Source organism: Sphingomonas sp. (assembly GCA_019635535.1).
In the GTDB taxonomy this organism is placed as follows: domain Bacteria; phylum Pseudomonadota; class Alphaproteobacteria; order Sphingomonadales; family Sphingomonadaceae; genus Allosphingosinicella.
The window spans coordinates 1,817,926-1,836,959 of sequence record JAHBZH010000001.1; the positions used below are offsets into that span (position 1 = coordinate 1,817,926).

Here is a 19,034-nt window from a genome sequence, read left to right on the forward strand (position 1 = left end):
CATGTGCGGCATCGCCGGCATCTTCCATCCGGACGTCCCTAAGCCCGTCGATCCGGCGCGGGTCGAGGCGATGACGGACATGCTCGTCCATCGCGGGCCGGACGGCTCCGGCATCTGGACCGCGCCGGGCGTGGGCTTCGGCCACCGCCGCCTCGCCATCATCGACCTCACCGACGGCGGCGCGCAGCCGATGCTGACGCCCGACCGCCGCGTCGCCATCACCTACAATGGCGAGATCTACAATTTCCGCGAAGTCCGCGCCGTTCTGGAAGGGAAGGGGCATCGTTTCCAGAGCGAGAGCGACACCGAAGTCATCCTCGCCGCCTGGCGGCAATGGGGCCCGGATTGCCTGTCCCGGTTCAACGGCATGTTCGCCTTCGCGCTCTACGATGCCGATCAGGACGCGCTGTTCCTCGCCCGCGACCGGCTGGGCGTGAAGCCGCTCTACCTCGTCCAGCTCGCCGACGGCGCGATCCTGTTCGCGTCCGAGCTGAAGGCGTTGCTCGCCCATCCGGGCCTGCGCCGCACGCCCGATCCGCAGGCGATCGAGGATTATCTGGCTTATGGCTATGTCCCCGACGACACATCGATCGTCGCGGGTGTGCGCAAGCTGCCGGCCGGGCATTTCCTCCATATCCGGCGCGGCAAATCGATCCCGAATCCGGTGCAATGGTGGGATGTCGATTTCTCCAGCCCCGACCGCCGCTCGGCGCGGGTGCTGGGCGAGGAGCTGGTCGAGCGGCTGCGCGAGGCGGTGCGCTCGCGCATGGTGGCGGACGTGCCGCTCGGCGCCTTCCTTTCGGGCGGGGTGGACAGCTCGGCCGTGGTCGCCTTCATGGCCGAAGCCAGCCGCGGCGCGGTCGAGACCTGCGCGATCGGCTTCGACGCGGCCGAACTGGACGAGACGGCCCATGCCGCCCGCGTCGCGGAGCTGTTCGCGACCAGCCACCGCAGCCGCACCGTCGCCTCCGCCGATTTCGGCCTGATCGACATTCTCGCCGAGGCCTTCGACGAGCCTTTCGCCGACGCCTCCGCCTTCGGCACCTACCGCGTGTCCGAGCTGGCGCGCGAGAAGGTGACCGTCGCGCTCTCCGGCGACGGCGCGGACGAAGCCTTCGCCGGCTATCGTCGCTACCGCCTGTTCCGGGGCGAGGACCGGGCGCGCAGCCTCCTGCCCGGCCCGCTGGGGCGGTTCGCGGGGCGGCTGGGCGATGTCTATCCCAAGCTCGACAATGCCCCGCAATTCCTCCGCGCCAGGACGACGCTGCAGGCGCTGAGCCGGTCGAGCGGCGAGGCCTATGCGATGGCGGTCGGCGTCACGCCCGAAGCGATCCGCCGCGCGATCTTCACGGCGCCGCTGCACGGCCACCGCGCCGAGGATCGCTATGCCCGCGCCTTCGCCGATGCGCCCGCGAACGACGCGCTCTCCCGCGCCCAATATGCCGATCTGAAGATCTGGCTGCCCGGCGACATATTGACCAAGGTGGACCGCGCCTCGATGGCGGTCAGCGTGGAGGCGCGCGAGCCCCTGCTGGATCACCGCCTGATCGAGTTCGCCGCCAAATTGCCGCCCCGGATGCGCCTGCGCGGCGGCACCGGCAAATGGCTGCTCAAGCGCGTGCTCGGCGATCGCCTGCCGGACGAGATCCTGCACCGGCGCAAGATGGGCTTCGTCACGCCCATCTCCGAATGGCTGCGCGGCCCGCTCGCCGACCGGGCCGAGGCGATCGCGCGCAGCCCCGCTTTGCTGGAGACCGGCTGGTTCGATGGCGAGGCGATCCGCCGCCTGTCGGAAGCGCACCGCGCCGGCCGCGCCGAACATGGCCGCACGCTCTGGCAATTGCTGATGCTGGAGAAATCCCTCCAGCGCGTCTTCGGGCTGGGCGAGGTCAGCGCTCGCCCGGATAGCTCGCCTCGGCGAAATAAAGCCCGTCGGGCGGCGCGTTGAAGCCCAAGGCGGCGCGGTCGGCGGCGTCCAGCGCCGCCTTGAGGTCCGTCTTGTCCCATTTGCCGCGCCCGACCAGCTCCAGGCAGCCGACCATCGATCGCACCTGATGGTGGAGAAATGAGCGGGCCGCCGCCTCGATCTCGATCACTTCGCCCAGCCGCCGCACGGTCAGTCGGTCCAGCGTCTTGACCGGGCTGTCCGACTGGCAGTGCGCGGAGCGGAACGTCGTGAAATCATGTTTCCCGACAAGCACCTGCGCGGCCTTGTTCATATCGTCCGCATCCAGCCAGACCGGCACGCGCCAGCCTTTGCCGGCCTCCAGCGCCAGCGGCGCGCGGCGATTGACGATGCGATAGACGTAGCGCCGCCCGATGCAGGAGAAGCGGGCGTGGAAATCCTCGTCCACCTCCTGCGCGGCGAGGATCGCGACGGGCAAGGGCCGAAGCTTCGCATTGGTCCCGTCCGCCAGCCGGAAGGCGGTGATCGGCTTGTCGATATCGACATGCGCCGTCATCGCCAGCGCATGGACTCCGGCATCGGTCCGTCCCGCCGCGTGGAGCGTGACCTGCTCATGCGTGATCGCGCCGATCGCCTCCTCGATCGCCTGCTGGACCGACGGGCCATGCGCCTGCCGCTGCCAGCCCATGAAGGGCCGCCCGTCATATTCGACGGTGAGACGGAACCGCGTCACCAGAGCACCGCGCCCGGCGGGATCGAAAAGCCGCGCAGCAATTCGGACGGCACCATCGCGCCCCGTCCGGCCCGTTGCACGAGCGTGGGACGGATCGCGCCGCCGTTGCAGCCGATCGTCAGGGCCATGTCGAGCACGTTGGCCGCTGCTCCGAACGCATCGACGATATCAGCCGCAAGTACCTTGATTCGCTCATTTCCATATTCGAAATAGGCGCCCGGCGCGGGGTTGAAGGCGCGGATCTGCCGCTCCACTTCATCGGCGGGGCGCGAGAAATCGAGCCTGGCCTCGGCCTTCTCGATCTTCGCCGCATAGGTCACGCCTTCGTCGGGCTGCGGCTCCGGCACGATCTCGCCGATCCGGTCCAGCACGTCCACCATCAGCGCCCCGCCCATCCCGGCCAGCTCGGCGGTCAGTTCGCCGGCCGTCTTGCGGTCCACGTCCGTCTCGCGGCGCGCATAGACCGGGCCGGTGTCGAGCCCCTTCTCCATGCCCATGATGCACACGCCCGTCCGCTCGTCCCCGGCGAGGATGGCGCGGTGGATCGGCGCGGCCCCCCGCCAGCGCGGCAGCAGCGAGGCATGGACGTTGAGGCAGCCGTGGCGCGGCGCCGCCAGCACCGGCTCGGGCAGGATCAGCCCGTAGGCCGCGACCACCGCGACATCGAGGTCGAGCGCCGCAAAGGCCGCCTGGGCGTCGGCATCGCGCAGCGTCACTGGCGTCATGACGTCAATCCCCGCCACCTCCGCGCGCCGCTGCACGGGGGAGGGGAGCAGCGCCTTGCCGCGCCCCGCCCGGCGCGGCGGCTGCGTATAGACGGCCGCGATCTCATGCCCCGCGTCGATCAGCGCGTCGAGCGTCGGCACGGCGAAGTCCGGGGTTCCCATGAAGGCGATACGCATGGGAGCGCTCTAGCCGATCCTCCCCGGTACGGGGAGGGGGACCGTGGCGCGTAGCGACATGGTGGAGGGGCCGGCTCGGACTCCCTCGACCCCTCCACCGTGCTTCGCATGGTCCCCATTGGCAGGTCGATCGTGCCCCCGGCGCGATCTTGGACTGCCGGGGGCAGTCCAACCTGCCAATCCGTACCGGGAAGGATTGCAGCCCGCTGCGCATCTCAATATCTCCGCCTCATGGCATCTCCCGAGATCGAGGCGCTCACCCAGGCGCTGTCCCGCCTGCCGGGGCTCGGCCCGCGTTCGGCGCGGCGCGCGGTGCTGCATCTCATCAAGCGCCGCGAAAGCGCGATGACGCCGCTGCTGCGCGCGCTGGAACAGGTGAACGAGAGGCTCGCCACCTGCACGACCTGCGGGAATGTCGATACCACCGATCCCTGCGGCATCTGCGCCGATCCGCGCCGCGACGCGCGCCTGCTCTGCGTGGTGGAGGAGGTGTCGGACCTCTGGGCGCTCGATCGCTCCCGGCTCTTTCCCGGGCGTTTCCACGTCCTTGGCGGCCGTCTCTCCGCGCTGGAGGGCGTGCGGCCCGAGGACCTCAATATCGACCGCCTGATCTCCCGCGTCGCCGCCGGCGGGGTGGACGAGGTCGTGCTGGCGATGAACGCCACGCTGGAGGGGCAGACCACCGCCCACTATCTGGCCGAGCGCCTGGAAACCTGGCCCGTCCGCATCACCCAGCTCGCCCACGGCCTGCCGGTCGGCGGCGAGCTCGACTATCTCGACGAGGGCACGCTGGCCCAGGCCTTGCGCGCCCGCCGCCCGGTCGCTTGAAGGCGAGGGCAAAAGCCCTTATTTCCGGCCCATGGCCATTCTTCCGATCTACGAGACGCCCGATCCGGTGCTGCGTCAGATTTCCTCGCCGGTCGAGGAGATCAATGCCGAGCTGCAAACCCTGATCGACGACATGTTCGCGACCATGTACGCGGCGCCGGGCATCGGCCTCGCCGCGATCCAGGTCGGCGTGCCGAAGCGGCTGCTCGTGATCGACCTGCAGGAGCCGGAAGAAGAGGATGGCGATCCGGTCAAGGATCCGCGCGTCTTCATCAATCCGGAAATCCTCGAAGAATCGGAGATCACCGTGCCCTACAATGAGGGCTGCCTCTCCGTGCCCGATCAATATGCCGAGGTGATGCGCCCCGATCGGGTCCGCGCCCGCTGGCAGGACCGCGACGGCAAGGTGCATGAGGAATGGCTGGACGGCCTGCTCGCCACCTGCCTGCAGCACGAGATCGACCATCTGAACGGCGTGCTGTTCATCGATCACCTCTCCCGTCTGAAGCGGGACATGCTGCTCAAGAAGCTGGTAAAGGCCCGCCGCGAAACCGCCACCCGCCGCGCGGCCTGATCCCAACCGCCATTCCGGCGAAGGCCGGAATCGGTCTTTCTTCCTTCGTGTTCTTCGCGCCTTCGCGTGAACCAAATATCTTACGCGAAGACGCGAAGGCGCGAAGAAGAAAGGAAAATGTAACCGGGCTCCGGCTTTCGTCGGAATGATGGGTGGGCCTCACGACCCACAATAGACCAGGCCATTGCCCGCCACGCTTTCCGATTCAAACAGCATCGCGCCCGCCGATTCGGCGAAGCGCAGCCGGATCGTGTCGCCCTGCTCCGGCCCTTCCGCCGTGCAGCGCGCGGCGATGTCGTATCCGCCCTCCACCGGCGTCACGTCGCGGAAGGTGCAGACCGAGCCCGCCGGCGTCTCCATCCGGTCCGCCGTGAAGCGCCAGGCGGCGCTCTCGCATCCCCGCACTTCGGTCGCCCAGCGTCCCACGAAACGCAGCGCCCGGTCGTCCGGGGGCAGGGCGCCATAGCCTTCCGGCTGCGCCATGTGATTGCGCGCCCCGGCGAGCTGGTCGAGCGCCAGCGAGTCGTCGATATTCGCCGCCGGCGCGTCCACCGCCTCATCGGCGGCTGGCTGCTCGTTCAGCGGCGCGGTCTCCGGCGCCTGCCGGCAGCCGGCGAAGGCGAGCATCGTGGCGGCAAGCAAGGCGAGTCGCGGTGAAGTCATGGCGTCTCCTGACGCGTTCCGAACGGCTTTTCCACAACATGTGTTCCCCGCCGCTTGAGAGGCGGTGCGGATTGGGCTAGGTTCCCATTTCGTTCCGTTTCGGAGGATGTGTGGAGCCGTTCGTCGTCATCCTGCTGATCGCGGCTGGCTTGGCGGTCGGGCTGGCGCTCGGCTGGTGGGTCGGCGGTGGCCGCGCCGGCGCGCTGGCCGAGGAGCGCGGCAAGGCGTCCGAGCTGCTGCGGATGACGCTGGACGAGGTGACGAAGGAGCGCGACGCGGCCAGGCAGGAATTGTCCGGCCTGCAGGCCGATGCCCGCAATTTCGACGCGCGGATGAAGGAACTTCTCGAAGCGAAAGAATTGCTTGCGGCGCAATTCAACGAAATCGGCTCAAAATTGCTCGGCGAGGCGCAGCAGCAGTTTCTGGCGCGCGCCGAGGAGCGCTTCGGCCAGGCCGGCGAGAAGAGCGAGGAGAAGCTGAAAGCCTTGCTCCAGCCGGTCGAGGCGACGCTGAAACGCTATGAGGACGGGCTCACCAAGGTCGAGAAGGAACGGGTGGGCAGTTACGAGGCGCTGCGCGAGGCGGTGACCCTGCTTCATGCCGGCCACAGCCAGGTACGCGACGAGACGCGCAACCTCGTCAACGCGCTGCGTTCCAGCCCCAAGGCGCGGGGGCGCTGGGGCGAGCAGAGCCTGAAGAACGTGCTCGAACAGGCCGGCCTGTCGCAATTCGCGGATTTCCAGACCGAGGTGTCGGTCGATACCGGCGACGGGCGGCTGCGGCCGGACGTGATCGTGCGGCTGCCGGGGGGGCGCAAGCTGATCATCGACGCCAAATGCTCGCTCAACGCCTTTCTCGACGCCAGCGAGGAGATCGACGAGGCCGTGCGCGCCGCCCATCTCCGGAAGCATGTCGGCTCGATCCGCAATCACGCCCAGCAGCTCGGCGCCAAGAACTACTGGGAGCAGTTCGGCGACGCCGCCGACTATGTCGTCATGTACATTCCGGGCGAGCATTTCCTGACCGCCGCGCTGGAGCAGGACGATGCGCTGTGGGATTGGGCGTTCGAGCGGCGCGTGCTGCTCGCCACCCCGACCAATCTCGTCGCCATCGCCCGCACCGTCGCCAGCGTCTGGCGGCAGGAGCGCCTCGCCGAGGAAGCGGCGGAGATCGCCCGGCTGGGCAAGGAGCTCCATTCCCGCCTCGCCACCATGGGCGGCCATGTCGCCCGCATGGGCCGCAACCTCGAGCTGGCGACCGGCGCCTACAACGCCTTCGTCGGCAGCCTGGAAAGCCAGGTGATGACCCAGGCCAAGCGCTTCGAGACACTGGAGGTGTCGAGCGGCGCCAAGGAGATCGAGGCGCTTCCCGTCGTCGAAGCCGCGCCCCGTCCGCTAGCCAAGCTCGTCACCGACGAAACCGACGAAGCCGCCGAATAAAGCTACATCGCCCGTCGCGCCCGGATCGTGCCGGCGGCGCCGGTCAGCTCCAGCATGTCGCCGGCGGGAAAGCCGATCCGCACCGGACCGCTGACGATCTCGCCGAAGCGCCGCTCGTGCGTCATACCGGGGCCGGGGCACGCCATCCGGGTCATCGCCAGCCCGCCCACGGTCAACGTCTCGCCGTTTTGCCGATAGCCGCCCGAAAAGCGGTTGCAGCCGGCCCGGCCGCTGATCCGGTCGCCACTGAAAGAGAGGTGGTAAAGCTCGCCCGACACGCCCTCGCCGCCGATCTCGACGATGCTCCAGTTGGTGCCGGCCAGGGTTTCGGGCGGCAGCGGCTCGCCGCCGCAGCCCATCAAGGGCGGCTCCGCGCCCTCGAAGGCGACGCGCACCGAATCGGGATAGGTGAAGTCGCTCATCCCGTCGCTGCACGGGCCGGGGCTGATATCGACGGTGAAGGCCGCGCTTTCGTAACGCCGGCCGGCCCCGAACGGGCGCGGCGCCGGCGCGGGGACATCGACCCTGGGCTGGTCCAGCCCTTCATAGACCATCCGGCCGCCGCCGATCGTCACCGACCAGAAGGGCTCGGTGCCGCGCGCGCGATAGGGTTCGCCGTCGTCCGCTGGCGGCACGGTCGCGCAACCGGCGAGCAGCAGACCCAATGCAATCATCCTCATCCGCGCCTCCACTGGTTGATCACCTCATAGGCCATCACTGCGGTCGCCACGGCGGCGTTGAGGCTGTCGGCCTTGCCCAGCATCGGCATCTTAACGAGCAGGTCGCATTCCTGTTCATACGCGGCGGGCAGTCCCGCCTGCTCGTTGCCGACCAGGAGGAAGGTGGGCGGCGCATAAGCCGGCGCCTGATAGTCCTGTGTCGCCTTCAGGCTGGTGCCGACGAGCTGGCCCGCCCCGCCGCGCAGCCAGGCCACAAACTCGCCCCAGCGCGCCGCCGCGATCCGCTGGGTGAAGAGCGCGCCCATCGACGCGCGCACCGCCTCGACCGAGAAGGGATCGGCGCAATCGTCGATCAGGATCAGCCCGCCGGCGCCGGTCGCGTCGCCGGTGCGCAGGATCGTGCCGATATTGCCGGGATCGCGCAGTGCCTGGGCGACGATCCAGAGCGGCGCGGCGCTCCGGTCGATCGCCGCCAGCCCGGTGTCGAACGCCCGATAGGCGCCGACCGCGGCCTGCGGATTCTCCTTGCCGGAAATCTTGTGGAGGATGTCCGCGTCGGTCTCGATCGCCATCCCCCCGGCCGCTTCCGTCTCGGCGATCAGCCGGTCGAGCAGGGGATGGCCCGCCTCATTGAAGAACAATATCTCGGGCAGCCGCCCGGCCTCGCGCGCTTCGGTCAGGATGCGCAGTCCCTCGGCCAGGAACAGCCCTTCGCGCCGCCGGTTCTTCTTGTCCCTGAGGCCCCGGGCCTGCTTGACGATCGGGTTGGAGAAGGCGGTGATCCGCCGGGGCATGATCTAATCCTCGCCGAACTTGCTCTCGACGAGCGCGGTCAGCCGCGCCACCGCCAGCTCGGCACCCGGCCCGATCGCCACGATCCGGATCGAATCGCCCATCGCCGCGCCCAGCATCATCAGCCCCATGATCGACGTGCCGCACACCTTGGCGCCGTCCTTCTCGACCTCGATATTGGCGTCGATCTCGGCGGCGAGGGTGACGAACTTCGCACTTGCCCGGGCATGGAGGCCGCGCTTGTTGCGCAGTTCCACGACGCATTCGGCCATCAGGCGGCAGCCTCGCCCAGCACTTCGGAGGCGACGGAGATATATTTGCGCCCGGCCTCGCGCGCGGCGGCCACGGCGGCTTTCACGTCCATCGTCTTGCGCGCGCCTTCCAGCCGGATCAGCATCGGCAGGTTCACGCCGGCGATCACCTCGATCTTCTCGCTTTTCATGAGCGAGATGGCGAGGTTGGAAGGGGTGCCGCCGAACAGGTCGGTGAGGATGATGACGCCGTCGCCGCCGTCCACCTTGGCGATCGCCTTGGCGATGTCCTTGCGCCGCGCCTCCATGTCGTCGTCCGGACCGATGCAGATCGGCACGATCCGCTCCTGCGGGCCGACCACATGCTCCATGGCGACGATGAATTCGGACGCAAGCTTGCCGTGCGTCACCAGCACCAAACCGATCATTATGTCACCTTGAAAGCGGTCGTCCGCTCGGGTCCCTGACGAATGTTCAAACCGAATCAGCCTTTCGGCGACCGCTCGATGCCGTCGCGCGGCGGCGTATCGAGGTCGCGGTGGTCCAACGTGGGCGAAAAACCCGCCGCGCGCAACCGTGCCGCGACTCGCTCCGCCACATGGACCGATCGATGTCTCCCGCCGGTACAGCCGAACGCCGCCGAAACATAGGCCTTCCCCTCGGCCCGGTAACGGGGAAGCAGGATCAGCAGCAGCTCCTCGATACGCGTCAGCGCGTCCTCATAGGCCGCGTCGCCGGCGATGTGGTCGGCCACCGCCTGGTCCAGCCCGGTCAGCTCGCGCAGCGCCGGCTCCCAGTGCGGATTCCGCAGGAATCGCATGTCGAAGACGAGATCGGCGTTGCGGGGCAGGCCGCGGGCGAAGCCGAAGGACTGGATGGTCAGCGTCGGCGCGGCGGCCGCATCCCCGAAGCGGTCGCGGATCTGCTGGTTGAGCATGTTGGCGGCGATGTCTGTGCTGTCGATGACATGATCGGCCCAGCGCTTGAGCGGCGCCATCATCTCGCGCTCCTCGGCGATGCCGTCGGCGATCGGCCGGTCGGGCGCAAGCGGGTGGCGGCGCCGCGTCTCGGAATAGCGGCGCAGCAGTTCGTGCGTCTGGCATTCCAGATAGAGCGTTTCGATCGAATGGCCGCGTTCCTTGCCGATCCGCTTGATCTGGCCGACGATCCGCTCGGCGCCGAAGCCGCGGGTGCGGCTGGCGAGGCCGATGGCGAGCGGCCGGCGGTCGTCGGCGCCGGCGGGCAGGGGCGCCGCCAGCAGGTGATTGAGCAGCGACAGCGGCAGGTTGTCCACCGTCTCCCAGCCCATATCCTCCAGCGCCTTCAGCACGGTCGATTGGCCGGCGCCGGACATGCCGGTGACGAGCAGGATGCGGGTCGGGTCGGCGCTGCGGGTCATTCCGGGTCGAGCCCGAACAGGCGCAGCGCCGCCTCGACCTTGATCGGCGCGGAGGATTCTAGGGCGGCCAGAGCGATCACCGGTATGGCGATCCCCGCGAGCGTCCGCGTCTCGCCGGCTTCGGGCAGCCGCTCGGCGTCACGGTCGAGATCGACGATCAACCCCACCCGCACGTCCTCGTCATTGGGAAAATCGAGCAGCCCGACGCCGCGCACCTCGATCTTGCCGGCGATGTTGGGCGGCGCGGTGGCGACCAGTCGGCCGTCCAGCCGGCGCACGATCGTGTAATCGTCGCTGACCAGCCGGGCGCCGCGGTCGATCAGGCGCAGCGCCAGATCGGATTTGCCCTTGCCGGAGCGGCCGGCGATCAGCACGGCGCGGTCGCCGATCGCGACCGCGCTGGCATGGACGGTTTCGGAGGATAGGGTCGGCGTCCTCATGGCGCGGCTCCCGGAAAATGGACCACGAAGCGCGCCCCGCTGCGCCCGTCGTGGCGGTCCTCGACCGCGATGCGTCCGCCATGACCCTCGACAATCGCCTTGGCGATGGCAAGGCCCAGGCCGGAATGGCGGCCGAAATCCGCATCCGGACGAATGGAATGGAAGCGGTTAAAAATCGCCTCGCGTTGTTCCGGAACCACGCCCGGCCCTTCGTCCTCGACGCTGAGCGCCACTTCGCCGCCGGCGCTGGCGGCGCGAATCTCGACCAGGCCGCCTTCGGGTGAGAAGGAAATGGCGTTATCGACCAGATTGTCGATCAGCCGGGCGAGCCGCGATTCGTCGCCGGACACCAAAGCCGTGCCGGCCCGCGGGCGGGCGAAGGCAATCGCCGCGCGTCCGCCGGTCCGCTCGTCCCAGACCGGCAGCAGGGTCTCGATCAGCCTGCCGAGATCGACCGGCTCGAAGCGCGCGCGGGATAGTTCGGCGTCGAGCCGCGCCGATTCGGCGATGTCCACGATCAGCCGGTCGAGCCGTCCCACATCGTCGCGGACGACGTCGAGGAGCCGGCGGCGCAGCTCCGGATCGTCCACCCGCTCCAGCGAATCCACCGCGGAGCGCAGCGAGGCGAGGGGGTTCTTGAGCTCGTGCGTCACGTCGGCGGCGAAGGCGTCGGTCGCGTCGATCCGCTGGCGCAGCGTCTGGGTCATGTCGGCCAGCGCGCGGGCGAGGAGGCCGATCTCGTCGCGCCGTGCGGGGAGCACCGGCACGTCCACTTCGCGCGCGCGGCCCAGCCGGACCCGGTGCGCGGCCAGCGCCAGCGCCCGCAGCGGATTGGCGATCGTCCGGGCCAGGAAGCGCGACAGCAGGATCGACAGGATCAGGGTGCCGAGCAGCACCAGGCCGAGGTCGAAGCGCTCGGCGCGCACCGCGCGGCGCACGTCGCGGGCATTGACGGTGAACAGCAGTACGCCGTCGCCTTCGATCCGCATCGCGGCGCTGAGATAGGGGGTGCCCTCGGGCGCCCGGCGGATCCGGGTTTCGACGGCGCCGGATGCCAGTGTTGCCCGCGCTTCCGGCCAGGCGGCCAATTCGTCCGTCGCCGCCTCGATATAACGTTCCGGCCGCTTCGCGCGGACGATCGCGTCGAAGCCGTTGTCGAGCGCGCGCGCCACGGTGCGCAGCATTGGCTCGCCCGCCGTCTCGCGCAATTCGTAGGTCGGCGCCGCCCCGGTCCAGCTATCCTCGCGCTTCTCCCCGGCGGCGTCATAGACGCGCAGCCGCGCGCCCGCGTCGGCGCCGATCCGGACGAGCAAGGGCTGCCAGGTCTCGCGCGGAGCGACGCGCAGCATGTGCGCGATCATCACCGTTTCCGATCGCACCTGGTCGGACCGGGCCTGGATGAGCTGGCTGCGGAAGCTGTCGAGATAGAAGAGGCTGCCGGCGATGATGACGATCGCGAAGATGTTGACCGCCAGGATGCGTTGGCGGAGCGACAACCGCCGCGACCAGCCGAGCTTCGGCGGCGGGCGCGGGTCCTCATTCCTCGGCAAAGCGGTATCCGACCCCGTAAAGCGTTTCGATCGCCTTGAACTCTCCGTCGACGGCGCGGAACTTGCGGCGCATCCGCTTGATATGGCTGTCGATCGTGCGGTCGTCGACATAGATGTCGTCCTGATAGGCGATGTCCATCAGCTGGTTGCGCGATTTGACCACGCCGGGACGCTGCGCCAGCGCCTCCAGGATCAGGAATTCGGTGACGGTCAGCGCGACTTCCCTGCCTTGCCAGCGCACCCGGTGGCGGGCCGGGTCCATGACCAGGCGACCGCGCGCGATCTCCTCGGCGATCGGCTCGTCCTCGCCGTCCGGCGCGGCGGCGCGCGCCTCGGTCCGGCGCAGCACCGCCCGGATGCGCGCCAGCAGCAGGCGCTGGGAGAAGGGCTTGGCGATATAATCGTCGGCGCCCATGGCGAGGCCCAGCGCCTCGTCCAGCTCCTCGTCCTTGGAGGTGAGGAAGATGACCGGGAAGTCGCTCTTCTCGCGCACCCGGCGGAGCAGCTCCATGCCGTCCATCCGGGGCATCTTGATGTCGAACACGGCCAGCTCGGGCGGGTTCTCGACGAGCGCCTTCAGCGCCGCCTCGCCGTCCGAATAGAGGCGCGTGACGAAGCCCTCCGATTGCAGCGCGACGGACAGGGAGGTGAGGATGTTGCGGTCGTCGTCGACCAGCGCGATCGTTGTCGACATTGCGGCCTGCTTTTCCTCCCCGCCGGGCTTTACGCGAGCCCGCTTCGGCGCGCTACCCTTTGACGCTGCGCGCCCCCTCCGCTATGGCGCGCCGCACAGCGAAGTGCTCCCCCGGGGAGCCGAATTCTTGCGTAAACAGGAGAAGTTGAGGTGGCCAATCGGGTCCCGTCTTTCGATCTGCATTATCAGGGTATCGACACGTCCGCGGTGCTGAACTGGAATCTCGGCACCGCCCAGCTCGTCGAGCAGGCGATCGCGCGCGGCGAGGGCGTGCTGGCCAAGGACGGCCCGCTGGTTGTCGCCACCGGCAAGCACACCGGCCGCTCCGCCAAGGACAAGTTCACGGTCCGCGACGCCGAGACCGAAAACACGATCTGGTGGGACAATGCGAAGGCGATGACGCCGGATCAGTTCGCCGCGCTCAAGGCCGATTTCATGACCGCGCTGGACGGCAAGGACACGCTCTACGTCGCCGATCTCCATGGCGGCTCGCAGCCCGAGCATCGCGTGCGCGTGCGCGTCATCAACGAGCTGGCCTGGCACAATCTCTTCATCCGCACCCTGCTGGTCCGCCCCGAGGCCGATGAGCTGCCCGGCTTCGAGCCGGAATACACGATCATCGATCTGCCCAGTTTCCAGGCCGACCCCGCCCGCCACGGCACGCGCTCCGAAACGGTGATCGCGGTCAACCTGACCGAGCGGCTGATCCTGATCGGCGGCACCGCCTATGCCGGCGAGATGAAGAAGTCGGTCTTCGGCATCCTCAACTACAAGCTGCCGGTCGAGGGCATCATGCCGATGCACTGCTCGGCCAATATCGGCCCGGACGGCGACACCGCCGTCTTCTTCGGCCTGTCGGGCACCGGCAAGACGACGCTGAGCGCCGACGCCAGCCGCACGCTGATCGGCGACGACGAGCATGGCTGGTCGGACACCGCGGTCTTCAATTTCGAGGGCGGCTGCTACGCCAAGATGATCCGCCTCTCGCCGGAGGCCGAGCCGGAAATCTACGCCACCACGAAGCGTTTCGGCACCGTGCTCGAAAATGTCGTGATCGATCCCGATACCCGCACCCTCGATCTCGACGACGCGACCCTCGCCGAGAACACCCGCGGCGCCTATCCGATCGACTTCATCCCCAATGCCTCCGAAGCGAATATGGGGCCGGTGCCGAAGAACGTGATCTTCCTCACCGCCGACGCCTTCGGCGTGCTCCCGCCGATCGCGCGGCTGACGCCCGATCAGGCGATGTATCACTTCCTCTCCGGCTACACCGCCAAGGTCGCCGGCACCGAGATCGGCGTCACCGAGCCGGAGGCGACCTTCTCGACCTGCTTCGGCGCGCCCTTCATGCCGCGCCACCCCAGCGTCTACGGCAATCTCCTCAAGGAGCGGATCGCCAAAGGCGGGGTGAAGTGCTGGCTGGTCAACACCGGATGGACCGGCGGCAAATACGGAATCGGCAGCCGCATGCCGATCAAGGCGACCCGCGCGCTGCTCAACGCCGCGCTCGACGGCAGCCTCAACCATGTCGCCTTCCGCACCGATCCCAATTTCGGGTTCGAGGTGCCGGTGAGCGTGCCGGGCATCGACGCGGCGATCCTCAATCCGCGCGACACCTGGGCCGACAAGGCCGATTACGACGCGACGGCGGCGAAGCTGGTGAAGCTCTTCACCGACAATTTCGCCCGTTTCGAAACCCATGTCGACGCCGGCGTCCTCGCCGCCGGCCCGACCGGCGACGCGGCGGCCGAACAACAGACCAGGGAACCGATGCCCGCCGCCTGAGCCCCGCAAGACCTCATTCGAAGGAGCGTGCCGGCCCGGTGCCGGCACGCTCCTTTTCTTTTGGAGACACGCCATGAGCGACCACGAACCGCGCCTGTTCGCCTCCGACGACGCCATCCGCCGCCTCGGCGCGGCGATGCTCGCCTGCACCCTGCCCAAGACGGAATGGACCCACGAGGCCCATCTCGCCACCTGCGCCTGGTTGATCCTCGAACGGCCCGACATCGTCCCGGAACGCGATCTGCCGCACCTCATCCGCCGCTACAACGAAAGCGTCGGCGGCGTGAACGACGCGGCGCAGGGCTATCACGAGACGATCACCCAGGCTTTCGTCATTGCCGTCCGCACCTTTCTGGCGCGCAGCGGGGAAAGCGGCCTCGCCCATCGCGTCAACGCGCTCCTCCGCGCCGACGAAGGCCGCCGCGACTGGCCGATGCGTTTCTACAGCCGCGGCCTGCTCTTCTCGACGAAAGCGCGGCTCGGCCGGGTGGCGCCGGATTTGGCAAGCCTGCCCGAAACCGTCCCGGCTTGAAATCCACCCGTATTACTACTATAACACACCTCATCGAAAGGATGAGGCCATGCTAGAGAATCCAGTTGCCAGGCGCACCGCCATCGCCGCCGGGATCGGCGCGCTGATCGCCATTCCCGTGCCGTTCGTCGGGCCGATCTTCGGCGCGCTGGTCGGCGCCGGCTACGGCTATTTCACGGCGAAACAGCGTTGACGTCGCCCGGCGGCACGAAAGCTGCTAGTCTTCGCTTCCTCATGCAGTGTGGAGGGAGCGTATCATGACCAATATGTTCGAGCAGATGTTCGGCAATCTCGGCAATGTCGAGGAGCTGGCCGCCCGGGTCGGTGTGTCGCCGGAGCAGTTCCAGGGTCTCGCCCAGTCGCTCCAGGGCCAGCTCGCCGCCGGCACCGGCCATGCCGAGGCGCTGCAGGCGATGGCCGCGCAGCACGGCCTGTCGCTGGAAAGCCTGCAGGGCGTCTTCGCCGAGGGCGGCGCGCTCGGCGGCCTGGGCGCGATGCTCGACCGCGACGGCGACGGCAATCCGCTCAACGACATCGCCGGCTTCGCGCAGAACCTGTTCAAGCGGAGCTAGGGCTCGATCAATCTCTTTGAATCGTCACCCCGGACTTGATCCGGGGTCCACCTTCTTTTGCCGGGACCGGAGAGAAGAAGGTGGATGCCGGGTCAAGCCCGACATGACGGGAAAGGGGCAGGCAGCAACAGGCAGGTTCTAAGCGCCCCCGTCCGCCGGCGGCAGTGCCGGCACTGGCACGACATCCAGGCAATTGCCCTTGACGCCGGTCACGCGCACCCGCGCGCCGGCCGGGGTGTCGGCGCCGCGCGCGGTCCACACACTGTCGCCGATCCGCACCCGGCCCTGGCCGCCGCGTATCTCGGTCACGACCTCGAACTCCTGCCCGATCAGCCGCGCGACCGGATCGTTGATGTGGAGATCGTCGGCGAGCGAGGCCTTGTGCTCGTAATAGCGCCGCCCGCCGATCACCGCGACGGCGGCGAGCATGCTGAACAGGACGAGCTGGATCGGCAGGCCGAGCGGCAACAGTGCGACGACGATGCCGGTCGCCGCCGCCGCCGCCGCCAGCCACACGAGGAAAACGCCGGGCGCGAAGATTTCGAGGATGCCGAGCAACGCCGCGCCCAGCAGCCACCACCAATGCGCGCCGAGCCCGCCCAGGTCCATCAGCCATTCCCCTCGAACGGACCGGTGCGCCGGGGCGCTGGGGTGCGGGCGGGGGGGGCATCGCCTTTGCCCAGCGCGTCGCGCGCGATCTCGCCGATCCCGCCCAAAGTGCCGATGAGCTGCGTGGCCTCGACCGGGAACAGGATCGTCTTGGCATTGGGCGATCGGGCGAACTCGCCGACCGCCTCGACATATTTCTGCGCGATGAAATAGTTGATCGCCTGGGCGTTGCCGCTGGCGATCGCCTCGGACACCATCTGCGTCGCCTTCGCCTCGGCCTCCGCCTCGCGCTCGCGCGCCTCGGCGTCGCGGAAGGCGGCTTCGCGTCGGCCTTCGGCCTGCAGGATCTGGCCCTGCTTCTCGCCCTCGGCGCGCAGGATTTCCGACGCGCGCAGGCCCTCGGCCTCCAGGATCGCGGCGCGCTTCTCGCGCTCGGCCTTCATCTGCCGCGCCATGGCGTTGACGATGTCGCCGGGCGGGCGGATGTCCTTGATCTCGACGCGGTTGATCTTGACGCCCCAGGGCGTCGTCGCGTGATCGATCACGTCGAGCAGCCGCGCGTTGATCTCGTCGCGCTTGGACAGGGTCTCGTCGAGGTCCATCGATCCCATCACGGTGCGCAGGTTGGTGGTCACGAGGTTCAGGATCGCGTTGTAGAGGTCGCTGACCTCATAGGCCGCCTTGGCCGCGTCCAGCACCTGGAAGAAGACGACGCCGTCGGTCGAGACCATGGCATTGTCCTTGGTGATGATCTCCTGCCCCGGAATCTGGAGCACCTGCTCCATCATGTTGACCTTGCGGCCGACGCGGTAGACGATCGCCGGATAGAGATTGAGCCCCGGCGCGGCGACGGCGGTGAAGCGGCCGAAGCGCTCGATCGTGTATTGATAGCCCTGCCGCACCATCTTCACGCTGGCGAACAGCCAGAGGATGATGAACAGGGCGAGGATGAAGAACACGAATTCCATGCGATTCCTCCCACCGCTGATCCCGTTATCATGTAGATAATGGCGCCAGCATCCAAGCGGAATCGAAATGGGGGAAAGATGAACGCGAAGGATCCTGGCCTGTGCCGCTCGCTGCTGTTCCTGCCGGCCTCCAATGCCCGCGCGATCGAAAAGGCGCGGACGCTCGCCGCCGACATGGTGATCCTCGATCTCGAGGACGCGGTGAAGGCGGAAGACAAGGCATCGGCGCGCGAGGCCGCGATCGCCGCCACCGCCGAAGGCTTCGGCAACAGGATGGTGGCGGTCCGCGCCAATCCGATCGAAACCCGCGATTTCGGCGAGGACGTGGTGGCGCTGCGCCGCTGCGCGATCGATTTCATCGTGCTGGCCAAGACGGAAAGCGTCAAGCAGGCACATGACGCCGCCTGGCTGATCGGCAAGCCGGTGCTGGCGATGATCGAAACGCCCAAAGGCGTGATCGACGCCGCCGCCATCGCGCCGGTGACGAGCGGACTGATCGCCGGCACCAACGATCTCGCCGCCGGCCTGCGGATGCCAGCCGGTGCCGGGCGCGGCGGCTTGGTCTATGCCTTGCAGCGCATCGTGCTCGCCGCCCGCGCCGCCGGCGTCGCCGCCTTCGACGGCGTCTACAACAAGCTGGAGTCCGACGCGGGCCTCGCCGCCGAATGCGCCGAAGGCCGCGCCTGGGGCTTCGACGGCAAGTCCGTCATCCATCCCAGCCAGATCGACACGGTCAACCGCGCCTTTGCGCCGACCGAAGCCGAACTGGCCGCCGCCCGCCGCCTCATCGAAGCCGCCACCGGCGGCGCCGAACGCCACGAAGGCCGCATGATCGAGGCGATGCACGTCGATCAGGCCAAGGCGATGATCGCGAAGGCGCGGGGGTAGGCGAGGGACGGCGGCATTGTCCGTTATGGGTGGAAAGCGGACGTTGAATGGCCCTGCTACGCGAGCTAGCATCCTGGGATGCTTCATCTCTTTCACACCGTGCTTCTCGTCGGGTTCAGCACGGTAGCTGTCCCTAACGAACGCAGCGGGACTCGGCAGGAGAATTCGGTCGTCCACGTTGGAGGCACGTATATCGCTGAGACCACGCTCTCCTTCAGCAACGTTCGACTCGCCATCGAGGAAACGCTGACAAATCTCGCGCCATTGCGTTCGAACCGTGTCCTCACCTTAACGTCACCGGCGGGCCAGCAACGGCGAATTCCCTTGTCGTCGCTTTCAAACGGTGGCGGGGGTATGAACCTCTATGCCCTGCAAGATGGCTACATTCTGCTTGGCGAGAATGACTGTATTGCGCTGAACGATATCACACTTGAGACCCGCTCCTGCCTCTCGCGCGAAACCGAAACGGGGGTCGATCAGAGGTGTGAAGCACATCGCCAACCGGATGGTGTTCTTGGACAAACCTCAAATGGGCACTGGCCTATTTATCTTGGCCGGTTCGATTGGATGAATGGCTACGATCCACCCGACGGGCGCTTCTCCTACGCTCTTCGATACCAGACTCTTGAGAGCGCATTGGAATCTCTTCCCGACTGTTCGTGAGCATCTAAACGTCCGCAACGGGTCGAAAATCGACCTTCCGCCCACCGCTTCCAATGTAGGAAATGCTCTGTCACGCTTGCCCCGAATCGGGGTCCCGGCCTCGTTTCGTCGGCTCTTTGAAATCTTCGGTCCGACGCGCGCCATCGGCGCCCCCGCCAAAACA

Annotated in this window: 23 protein-coding genes; 10 read left to right on the top strand and 13 right to left on the bottom strand. The window is 68.0% G+C overall.

Annotation, left to right across the window (positions count from 1 at the left end; genetic code table 11):
• Position 1: 1 nt before the first annotated feature.
• Positions 2-1,948 carry an amidotransferase 1, exosortase A system-associated gene (locus tag KF780_09340; GenBank protein MBX3562000.1) on the top strand — a complete coding sequence of 649 codons (1,947 nt, stop codon included), beginning with the start codon at positions 2-4 and terminating at the stop codon, positions 1,946-1,948.
• Here KF780_09340 and truA read toward each other — a convergent pair.
• Complete coding sequence (truA, locus tag KF780_09345) at positions 1,890-2,639, bottom strand: tRNA pseudouridine(38-40) synthase TruA (GenBank protein MBX3562001.1); 750 nt, start codon at positions 2,637-2,639, stop codon at positions 1,890-1,892. The two genes, KF780_09340 and truA, sit on opposite strands and share 59 nt — an antisense overlap.
• A complete protein-coding gene (gene fmt, locus KF780_09350) occupies positions 2,636-3,541 on the bottom strand; it encodes a methionyl-tRNA formyltransferase (GenBank protein MBX3562002.1) in 906 nt (301 codons plus the stop codon). Before fmt ends, truA begins: the two co-directional genes overlap by 4 nt.
• 231 nt (positions 3,542-3,772) lie before the next feature.
• On the opposite strand from fmt, the gene recR reads away from it, so the two are divergent.
• Both recR and def read left to right on the top strand, forming a co-directional pair.
• On the top strand, positions 3,773-4,369 hold the full coding sequence (recR, locus tag KF780_09355) for a recombination mediator RecR (GenBank protein MBX3562003.1): 597 nt from the start codon (positions 3,773-3,775) through the stop codon (positions 4,367-4,369).
• Positions 4,370-4,400: 31 nt separating this feature from the next.
• Entirely contained in the window at positions 4,401-4,943 is a 543-nt protein-coding gene (def, locus tag KF780_09360) for a peptide deformylase (GenBank protein MBX3562004.1), read from the top strand.
• A 159-nt stretch (positions 4,944-5,102) separates the two neighbouring features.
• On the opposite strand, the gene KF780_09365 is transcribed toward def, so the two are convergent.
• Complete coding sequence (locus KF780_09365; GenBank protein ID MBX3562005.1) at positions 5,103-5,606, bottom strand: hypothetical protein; 504 nt, start codon at positions 5,604-5,606, stop codon at positions 5,103-5,105.
• 110 nt (positions 5,607-5,716) lie between these two features.
• Between KF780_09365 and rmuC the strand changes: the two genes are divergently transcribed.
• Positions 5,717-7,045: a DNA recombination protein RmuC gene (gene rmuC, locus KF780_09370; GenBank protein MBX3562006.1), complete on the top strand. Its 1,329-nt coding sequence runs from the start codon at positions 5,717-5,719 to the stop codon at positions 7,043-7,045.
• Positions 7,046-7,047: 2 nt separating this feature from the next.
• Here the strand turns inward: rmuC and KF780_09375 are convergent, their stop codons facing one another.
• Genes KF780_09375 through KF780_09410 form a run of 8 tightly spaced genes read right to left on the bottom strand, consistent with a single transcriptional unit; the run spans position 7,048 to position 12,851 of the window.
• Positions 7,048-7,725, bottom strand: a complete 678-nt coding sequence (locus tag KF780_09375; GenBank protein ID MBX3562007.1) for an META domain-containing protein — start codon at positions 7,723-7,725, stop codon at positions 7,048-7,050.
• The gene (locus tag KF780_09380; protein MBX3562008.1) at positions 7,722-8,519 is read right to left on the bottom strand and encodes an RNA methyltransferase; all 798 of its coding nucleotides are present in this window, start codon (positions 8,517-8,519) and stop codon (positions 7,722-7,724) included. Before KF780_09380 ends, KF780_09375 begins: the two co-directional genes overlap by 4 nt.
• A gap of 3 nt (positions 8,520-8,522) precedes the next feature.
• On the bottom strand, positions 8,523-8,789 hold the full coding sequence (locus tag KF780_09385) for an HPr family phosphocarrier protein (GenBank protein ID MBX3562009.1): 267 nt from the start codon (positions 8,787-8,789) through the stop codon (positions 8,523-8,525).
• Positions 8,789-9,196, bottom strand: coding sequence for a PTS sugar transporter subunit IIA (locus KF780_09390; GenBank protein ID MBX3562010.1), 408 nt, complete (start codon positions 9,194-9,196; stop codon positions 8,789-8,791). The genes KF780_09385 and KF780_09390 overlap by 1 nt, the downstream gene beginning before the upstream one ends.
• 56 nt (positions 9,197-9,252) lie before the next feature.
• Positions 9,253-10,167: an RNase adapter RapZ gene (rapZ, locus tag KF780_09395; protein MBX3562011.1), complete on the bottom strand. Its 915-nt coding sequence runs from the start codon at positions 10,165-10,167 to the stop codon at positions 9,253-9,255.
• Positions 10,164-10,607, bottom strand: a complete 444-nt coding sequence (locus tag KF780_09400; GenBank protein ID MBX3562012.1) for an HPr kinase/phosphatase C-terminal domain-containing protein — start codon at positions 10,605-10,607, stop codon at positions 10,164-10,166. Before KF780_09400 ends, rapZ begins: the two co-directional genes overlap by 4 nt.
• A complete protein-coding gene (locus KF780_09405) occupies positions 10,604-12,103 on the bottom strand; it encodes a sensor N-terminal transmembrane domain-containing protein (GenBank protein MBX3562013.1) in 1,500 nt (499 codons plus the stop codon). The genes KF780_09400 and KF780_09405 overlap by 4 nt, the downstream gene beginning before the upstream one ends.
• Before the next feature lie 40 nt (positions 12,104-12,143).
• Positions 12,144-12,851, bottom strand: a complete 708-nt coding sequence (locus KF780_09410) for a response regulator transcription factor (GenBank protein ID MBX3562014.1) — start codon at positions 12,849-12,851, stop codon at positions 12,144-12,146.
• A 150-nt stretch (positions 12,852-13,001) separates the two neighbouring features.
• Between KF780_09410 and KF780_09415 the strand changes: the two genes are divergently transcribed.
• The 4 genes from KF780_09415 to KF780_09430 all read left to right on the top strand — a co-directional run bounded on the left by KF780_09415 (position 13,002) and on the right by KF780_09430 (position 15,743).
• The gene (locus tag KF780_09415; protein MBX3562015.1) at positions 13,002-14,639 is read left to right on the top strand and encodes a phosphoenolpyruvate carboxykinase; all 1,638 of its coding nucleotides are present in this window, start codon (positions 13,002-13,004) and stop codon (positions 14,637-14,639) included.
• Between the two features lie 73 nt (positions 14,640-14,712).
• Entirely contained in the window at positions 14,713-15,171 is a 459-nt protein-coding gene (locus KF780_09420; GenBank protein ID MBX3562016.1) for a hypothetical protein, read from the top strand.
• Positions 15,172-15,220: 49 nt separating this feature from the next.
• On the top strand, positions 15,221-15,364 hold the full coding sequence (locus tag KF780_09425; GenBank protein MBX3562017.1) for a hypothetical protein: 144 nt from the start codon (positions 15,221-15,223) through the stop codon (positions 15,362-15,364).
• Between the two features lie 64 nt (positions 15,365-15,428).
• Positions 15,429-15,743, top strand: a complete 315-nt coding sequence (locus KF780_09430; GenBank protein MBX3562018.1) for a hypothetical protein — start codon at positions 15,429-15,431, stop codon at positions 15,741-15,743.
• A 138-nt stretch (positions 15,744-15,881) separates the two neighbouring features.
• On the opposite strand, the gene KF780_09435 is transcribed toward KF780_09430, so the two are convergent.
• Both KF780_09435 and KF780_09440 read right to left on the bottom strand, forming a co-directional pair.
• A complete protein-coding gene (locus tag KF780_09435) occupies positions 15,882-16,352 on the bottom strand; it encodes an NfeD family protein (GenBank protein MBX3562019.1) in 471 nt (156 codons plus the stop codon).
• Positions 16,352-17,320: an SPFH/Band 7/PHB domain protein gene (locus tag KF780_09440; GenBank protein MBX3562020.1), complete on the bottom strand. Its 969-nt coding sequence runs from the start codon at positions 17,318-17,320 to the stop codon at positions 16,352-16,354. The genes KF780_09435 and KF780_09440 overlap by 1 nt, the downstream gene beginning before the upstream one ends.
• Positions 17,321-17,398: 78 nt before the next feature.
• On the opposite strand from KF780_09440, the gene KF780_09445 reads away from it, so the two are divergent.
• Positions 17,399-18,208 (top strand): CoA ester lyase, encoded by an 810-nt coding sequence (locus KF780_09445; protein ID MBX3562021.1) that lies wholly within the window; start codon positions 17,399-17,401, stop codon positions 18,206-18,208.
• Positions 18,209-18,286: 78 nt separating this feature from the next.
• Positions 18,287-18,871, top strand: a complete 585-nt coding sequence (locus KF780_09450; GenBank protein MBX3562022.1) for a hypothetical protein — start codon at positions 18,287-18,289, stop codon at positions 18,869-18,871.
• Positions 18,872-19,034: the final 163 nt, after the last annotated feature.